The following is a 7247-nucleotide window of genomic DNA, read 5'->3' on the forward strand; positions in this document are numbered from 1 at the left end:
GCTCCGTGTCCTGGCTGATCGACAACGCCCTGGAAGAAATCGAGAAGAGCAACGCCAAGCTCAAGGGCATTCTCAACCGCATCAGCCAGTACCAGCTGGACAACGACAAGCTGCTGGGCCTGATCAACACCTTCTCCGACACCTCTTTCACCCGGCCGGTGTTCGAGGGCGAGAGGCTGCACCTGCACAGCAAAGACATCCTCGGCCATGTGTATGAATACTTCCTGGGCCAGTTCGCCCTCGCTGAAGGCAAGCAGGGGGGGCAGTATTACACCCCCAAGAGCATCGTCACCCTGATTGTGGAAATGCTGCAGCCCTACTCCGGGCGTGTGTACGATCCGGCCATGGGCTCGGGCGGCTTCTTTGTCTCCAGCGACAAGTTCATCGAGCAACACGCCAGCGAACAGCACTACGACGCCAGCGAGCAGAAGAAACACATCTCCGTGTACGGCCAGGAATCCAACCCCACCACCTGGAAGCTGGCCGCCATGAACATGGCCATCCGGGGCATCGACTTCAATTTCGGCAAGAAGAACGCCGACACGTTCCTGGACGACCAGCACCCAGACTTGCGCGCCGACTTTGTGATGGCCAACCCGCCGTTCAACATTAAGGACTGGTGGAGCGAATCCCTGGCCGACGACGTACGCTGGAAGTACGGCACCCCGCCCAAGGGCAACGCCAACTTTGGCTGGATGCAGCACATGATCCACCACCTGGCGCCCACTGGCAGCATGGCCCTGCTGCTGGCCAACGGCTCCATGAGTTCCAACACTAACAACGAAGGCGAAATCCGTAAGCGCCTGGTAGAGGAAGACCTCGTGGAATGCATGGTCGCCCTGCCCGGCCAGCTGTTCACCAACACCCAAATCCCGGCCTGTATCTGGTTCCTGACCCGCGACAAAGCCAACGGCATGGTACGCAACGAGAAGAAGCGCGACCGCCGGGAAGAGTTCCTGTTTATTGACGCCCGCAACCTGGGCTTTATGCGGGATCGTGTACTGCGGGACTTCACCAACGAGGACATCGCCAAGATCGCCGACACCTTCCATGCCTGGCAGCGCGGTGAGGGTTATGAGGATGTCGCCGGCTTCTGCAAATCCGCCAGCCTGGATGAGATCAAGAAGCATGACTTTGTGCTAACGCCGGGGCGCTATGTGGGCGCTCAGGAACAGGAAGACGATGGCGAGCCGTTTGCCGAGAAGATGGCGCGGTTGACCGGGCAGCTGCGGGAGCAATTTTCGGAGAGTCAGCGGCTGGAAATTGAGATTAAGTCGAACCTGTCCGCTCTGGGCCTATGGGGTACTGAATCATGAACGCCGCCCAATTGTTGGAGAACCTGAACCTCCTGGACGAACATGAAAAGATAGAAGCCAAACGTGCAAGCGAAGCCGGCAAGTCGATTCTCGAAACGATCTGCGCACTGGCAAATGAACCAGATCTGGGGGGCGGTTGGTTGCTATTGGGTGTCGTACGGGAGGAAATGGCACTTTTCCCGGGCTACGAGGTCGAGGGAATAACTGACCCAGACAAGGTCAGCAGTGACATCGCGAGCCAGTGCGCAACAAAGTTCAACCTCCCTCTTAGAGTTGATATCACAACAGAGTGGCTAAACGATAAGGCGGTTATCGTCGTTAGTGTTCCGGAAGCCTCCCCACAGGACAAGCCCATTTACTTTACGGCAACCGGACTCCCACGCGGGGCATTCCGTCGCATTGGTAGCACAGACCAGCGATGCACCGAAGACGACATGGCTGTTTTCTACCAATCGCGTCAGCAAGAGAGCTTTGATGCCGGAATCGTCTCTGATGCCTCAATGGAAGACATTGACGATGCAGCCGTCGAAGACTATCGAAAGGCCCGGGCAGAGGTTAACGCGGACGCGGAAGAACTGCGTTGGTCAGATAGTGAACTTTTGCAGGCTCTGAAAGCGGTTCGTCGCAACGGAAACGGGCAATGGCAACCAACCGTTGCGGGCCTGCTGCTGTTTGGAAAATCGATAGCCCTACGACGCTGCTTCCCGATGACGCGCGTTGATTATATTCGGGTACCCGGCCGCGAATGGGTGCCGAATCCGGACCGGCGCTTTGATACAGTGGAAATTCGGGCCCCCATGTTCAGCCTCCTCAGACGGGCACAGGCAGCGGTTCTCGATGACCTCCCAAAAGCCTTTGGCCTCGAAGAAGGGGAGTTACAGCGTGTTGATAAACCGGTTCTTCCACAGAGAGCTCTGCGGGAAGCCTTGGTTAACGCTCTGATGCACCGCAGCTACCGAACACAGGCACCAGTACAAATCATCCGCTACGCAAACCGATTGGAAATCCGCAATCCGGGCTTCTCTTTGAAATCACCCGAGCACCTGGGGGAGCCCGGTTCCATGCCGAGGAACCCGGTACTCGCCGCTGTTCTACATGAAACCCGTTTTGCAGAAACCAAAGGTAGCGGGATTCGAGCCATTCGCGAGGTAATGGATGCCGCAGGTCTTGCACCTCCACTGTTCGAGTCTGACCGAGGTCAGGACCAGTTCGTCACACAATTCCTGTTCCACCACTTTCTTGGAGAGGACGACATCCGGTGGCTGGCAAGATTTAAAGATCTTCACCTTTCTGACGAGGAGGCCCGGGCGCTGATCGTAGCCAGGGAAGCCGGTGTTATCGACAATGCCACCTATCGCGCCCTCAACAAAGTAGACCCCCTGACCGCAAGCGCTACCCTGCGACGACTTCGGGATTTCGGGCTACTTACTCAACAGGGGCGTGGGTCAGCCACTTACTACCAGCCAACAGGCAAATTAATCGGTTCCGAAGACGGCTTATCGAGTAAGTCAGAGCCGTTATCTAGTAAGCAAACGCCGTTATCTAGTAAGTCAGAGCCGTTATCCAGTAAGCCGGAACTACAATCCGGTAACCCTGATCAGGAAGCTCGGGACACGTTATTTGACCAGCTGCCGGGAAACCTGGCCGCTCGGGTCGGAGCGCTCGGTCAGCGACACCCTCCGGAACAAGTAAGGGACCTGGTCGTAGCACTTTGCGAACAACGTGACTGGCGAGTTGAGGAACTTGCACTGCTACTCTCGCGTAACGCGGAAACCATTCGACAGAATTATCTTCGCCCTCTGCTAGCTGAGAAGCGCATTGTGATGACGTTGCCCGATACTCCGAATTCGCCGCAACAAGCTTACAGAGCTGCAAGGAGAGACTACGAATGAGTTCTGTAGCAATGTCTCACAGGCTTGGCGATCTCACCGACTGGTTCTCTGGGGGCACACCCTCAAAGAAAAAACCTGAATATTGGGGTGAAGACATACCGTGGATTAGCGCCTCATCCATGGGCGGCTCTCGCTACTTTGACTCTGACCTGAAAATCACAACGGAAGGTCTCGAGGCTGGTTCTCGGCTTGCCCCTAAAGGGTCAATTCTTCTGCTTGTAAGAGGGAGCACGCTTCATAAACGAATTCCTGTTGGCATTGCTGAGCGCGAGGTTGCCTTCAATCAGGATGTAAAGGCAATCAGAGTAAAACCAGAGCTGATTGCAGGCCAAGTAACTGACGAACTGTATTTGTATTATTGGCTAAAAGCCAATGAGCAGCTGCTGCTGGAAATGGTCGAACACACAGGTATTGGAGCCGGAAAACTCGATACAAAACGGCTCCAGAACCTCGAGATAGAGCTACCCCCTTGGCACGAACAACGAAAGATTGTGACTACGGCAACTGCTCTCGATGAAAAAGAGATCCTAAACTCACATATCAACCAAACCCTCGAACAGATGGCCCAGGCCATCTTCAAAAGCTGGTTTGTCGATTTCGAGCCGGTCAAAGCCAAGATCGCCGCACTGGAAGCCGGCGGCAGCGAAGAAGACGCCCTGCTTGCCGCCATGCAGGCCGTCTCTGGCAAAGGCGAACCGGAACTAACCCGCCTCCAGGCCGAACAGCCCGAGCAATACACCGAGCTCCGCGCCACCGCCGAGCTGTTTCCTTCGGCTATGCAGGACAGTGAGTTGGGGGAGATTCCGGAGGGGTGGGAATCCGGTTTGCTCAACGATATTTGCGAATTCCAGAATGGTTATGCTTTTAAGAGTAAAGACTGGTCAGACTCTGGATTCGCTGTTGTCAAAATAGGCTCAGTAAAACCAGCATTCGTAGATATTCAATCATGTAGCTACGTAGCAGACAAAACGATTGCAGGCCTTGAGCGATTTGAGCTTTTTCCTGGAGACCTATTGGTTGGTATGACCGGCTACCCTGGGGAAACAGGATTAGTCCCAAAAACAGAGAACAGAGTGTTTTTGAATCAACGTGTAGGCCGGCTAAAACCAAAACAGAACAATCTAAAAGCCCTCCTTTATTGCAATGTACGAGATCCAGATTTCAAACAGTATGTTGAAGGACAGGCTCATGGGAGTGCACAAGCTAATGTGAGCGGCAAAGCTATTGGGCATTATCCAATAACGATTCCGACTGGCTCGGTCGTTGAGCAATTCTCAGCACTCATCGATCCGCTGCTTCAGCAAAAGCTAAATCTGAACGCGGAAGCTATGAGTCTTGCCATTACAAGGGACACACTCCTTCCTAAACTTCTCTCCGGTGAAGTCTCCGCTCCAGAAATAAAGGATCCATCGCAGGAAGCGTCTCGGCACTCCGATATTGGCGATGGGGTCGCTTTCGATGAGTAAACCCTACTCTTGGGAAAAAGTGCCTACATGGAACAGTGCAAACCCTGCAGCTAGCTTCGACATTCTGGCTGACGATATCAGCGGGCGCATCCCTGTAACACGGTTGGAGAGTTGGCAAGATTTTGTTGGGATGCTCGAAAGTCCTTTCTTCAATCCGCAGGAAACTGAGCTGGTTTTTCGAGGGCACCGTCGATTCGACTGGAGCATGACACCGACGCTCGGACGCTTAACCGACAACGGCATTATAACCTCGAAGTTGGCCACTGACACTTTGGCTTTATTTCGTAAAGCAATCCGAGGTCGTGTCAATGACCACTCACTACTCGACGAAGGTGTTGAGGATGACGAGCTGTGGTCGATTGGCCAGCACCACGGTCTAATGACGCCTTTGCTGGACTGGACCTATTCACCATACGTGGCATTGTTCTTTGCGTTCTCCAAGGAGGACAGAAAAGACGAAAAAGAAAATCCGTACAGGGCCATCTATGTACTGAACAAGACGTTTATTGCTGACGATGAGGTATGCCCTGACATAAGGGTTTTCGAACCCCGAAAAGATGACCACGGTCGCCTGGTAAGCCAAGCGGGATTGTTTACCTTTGCACCTGAAGACTCGACCATAGAAAACAAATTAGCGGAAGTGTTATGGGGCGACGAATTCCCTATTGATTCATTGAAAGATGCATCGGTTAATGAAGAGCCGGGAATACTGGCGCGCTACATCTGTAAAATTTACATCAAGAACGAAATGCAACAGGAATGTTTACGTCACCTTCGGCGCATGAACGTGCACCACGCTAGCTTATTCCCTGACTTGATTGGTGCTGCAGATTATTGCAACGCATTCATGATTGACGCCGAAAAAAATCGTGCCGTCCAAGCCAAGAAGAACGCTTTGAAAAGAGCTGCCAAGGATGATGAGGGGCCTACTTCCCCCGTAACGTATCCGCCTGAACCATATGTAGGAGAATTCCAATCTGTCACGGATCTACTCTGCCAACCTCAAGCGGCAGAGGGGTTTGATCATGGCTCGCTAACTGTACTGTCGAAAGAGCTGTCGAAACTGCTCGCGACCCGGAAGCTAGTAGACTGGCAAGGCCGTGAATCAATCCAAGCCGAGATAAAGGTCAAAGCCCGAGCCCTGCTTCGCAAACACAAATACCCTCAGGAAGCTCAAGAACAGGTACTTTCAAACATACTTGACATATCAACTACCCAAAATGAAAGCGATGAATCAGGCGCTTAGATTGGGTACTGTCCGTAAGCCTGGCTTGAAACAGGATAACGGAGTGCGACATGTGTTCATTGCCGGCGACTGTTGTTGGCAATGGTGGATGACAAAGCTCGCCAGCCTACAACACTCAGCGACAAGGAACTGTTATGGCTGAACAACAAGTACGAATCTTCACCTCAACCGATGGCCAGGCGCAGCTGGAAGTAGCGATTGGCCACGAAACCGTTTGGCTTAACCAGACTCAAATGTGCGAGCTGTTCGGCCGCGACCAATCGGTGATCTCCCGCCACATTCGTAATGTTTTCAAGGAAGGCGAAGTGCCAGCCGAAAGCAATATGCAAAAAATGCATATTGCTGAATCAGACAAGCCCGTCACCTCTTACTCACTGGACGTTATCATTTCCGTTGGCTACCGCGTGAAGTCCCAGCGTGGTGTGCAGTTTCGCCAGTGGGCAACGCAGGTTCTCAAAGACCACCTCGTTCAGGGCTACACCCTCAATCAACGCCGCCTCGCCGAACGCGGCATCGAGTTTGAGCAGGCCGTTGATCTGCTCAGCCGCACCCTCACCAATCAAGGCCTGGTATCCAACGAAGGCGAAGCCGTCGCTCGGGTAATCAGCGATTACGCCCGCTCCTGGAGCCTGCTGCAAGGCTACGACGAGCAACAGCTGGCCGAGGTCGGCATCAAGCAGCCGGATATGCAGCCGCTGGAGCTGGACGAGGCACTGAAAGCCATTGGCGAACTCAAGCAAACGCTCATGGCCAAGGGCGAGGCCACCGAGCTATTTGGCCAGTTACGGGGTGACGGCCTGGCTTCTGCGTTGGCCACCATTGAGCAGGGCTTCGGGGATGAACTCTTTTACCCCAACGTGGCGACCCGTGCCGCTCACCTGCTCTACTTCGTGATCAAGAACCACCCGCTGGCCGACGGCAACAAGCGCTGTGGCTCGTTTCTGTTTTTATGGTATCTGCGCCGCAACGCCGCTTTGTTGGCGCGGCCGGTAGAACAACTGATTAATGACAACACCCTGGTGGCCTTGGCCCTGCTGGTGGCGGAAAGCCTGCCGAATCAGAAAACCCTGATGATCCGGCTGATTGAGCATTTCCTGCTGCTGAAGGAGCCCGCCGATGTCAGGCTGAAGGGGAATAAGGACTGAAGTATGACGGAAGATCAGCTGGAACAACAATGCCTGGAATGGTTCGCCGAAGGCGGCTGGGAGATCGCCCACGGGCCTGACCTGGCACCGGAGGGCGAAGCCCCGGAACGCGCCGATTACCGGCAGGTATTGTTGCTGGCGGATCTTGAGGCGGCCATTCACCGCATCAACCCTCACCTGCC

At 54.1% G+C, this 7247-nt stretch carries 6 protein-coding genes; all 6 read left to right on the top strand.

Annotated elements, in window-relative coordinates; translation table 11 throughout:
- Nucleotides 1-1316: SAM-dependent methyltransferase (locus Q1J88_RS12465; protein WP_301118051.1), on the top strand; the 1316-nt coding region annotated here is incomplete at its 5' end.
- A complete protein-coding gene (locus Q1J88_RS12470) occupies nucleotides 1313-3208 on the top strand; it encodes an ATP-binding protein (protein WP_278351138.1) in 1896 nt (631 codons plus the stop codon). The genes Q1J88_RS12465 and Q1J88_RS12470, both read left to right, overlap by 4 nt.
- Complete coding sequence (locus Q1J88_RS12475) at nucleotides 3205-4674, top strand: restriction endonuclease subunit S (RefSeq protein ID WP_301118052.1); 1470 nt, start codon at nucleotides 3205-3207, stop codon at nucleotides 4672-4674. The genes Q1J88_RS12470 and Q1J88_RS12475 overlap by 4 nt, the downstream gene beginning before the upstream one ends.
- Entirely contained in the window at nucleotides 4667-5920 is a 1254-nt protein-coding gene (locus Q1J88_RS12480) for an FRG domain-containing protein (RefSeq protein WP_301118053.1), read from the top strand. Before Q1J88_RS12475 ends, Q1J88_RS12480 begins: the two co-directional genes overlap by 8 nt.
- A 134-nt stretch (nucleotides 5921-6054) precedes the next feature.
- On the top strand, nucleotides 6055-7065 hold the full coding sequence (locus Q1J88_RS12485; protein ID WP_301118054.1) for a virulence protein RhuM/Fic/DOC family protein: 1011 nt from the start codon (nucleotides 6055-6057) through the stop codon (nucleotides 7063-7065).
- 3 nt (nucleotides 7066-7068) lie between these two features.
- Nucleotides 7069-7247: type I restriction endonuclease (locus tag Q1J88_RS12935; RefSeq protein ID WP_366902800.1), on the top strand; the 179-nt coding region annotated here is incomplete at its 3' end.

Source organism: Pusillimonas sp., assembly GCF_029263785.1.
Classification (GTDB): Bacteria; Pseudomonadota; Gammaproteobacteria; order Burkholderiales; family Burkholderiaceae_B; genus Pusillimonas.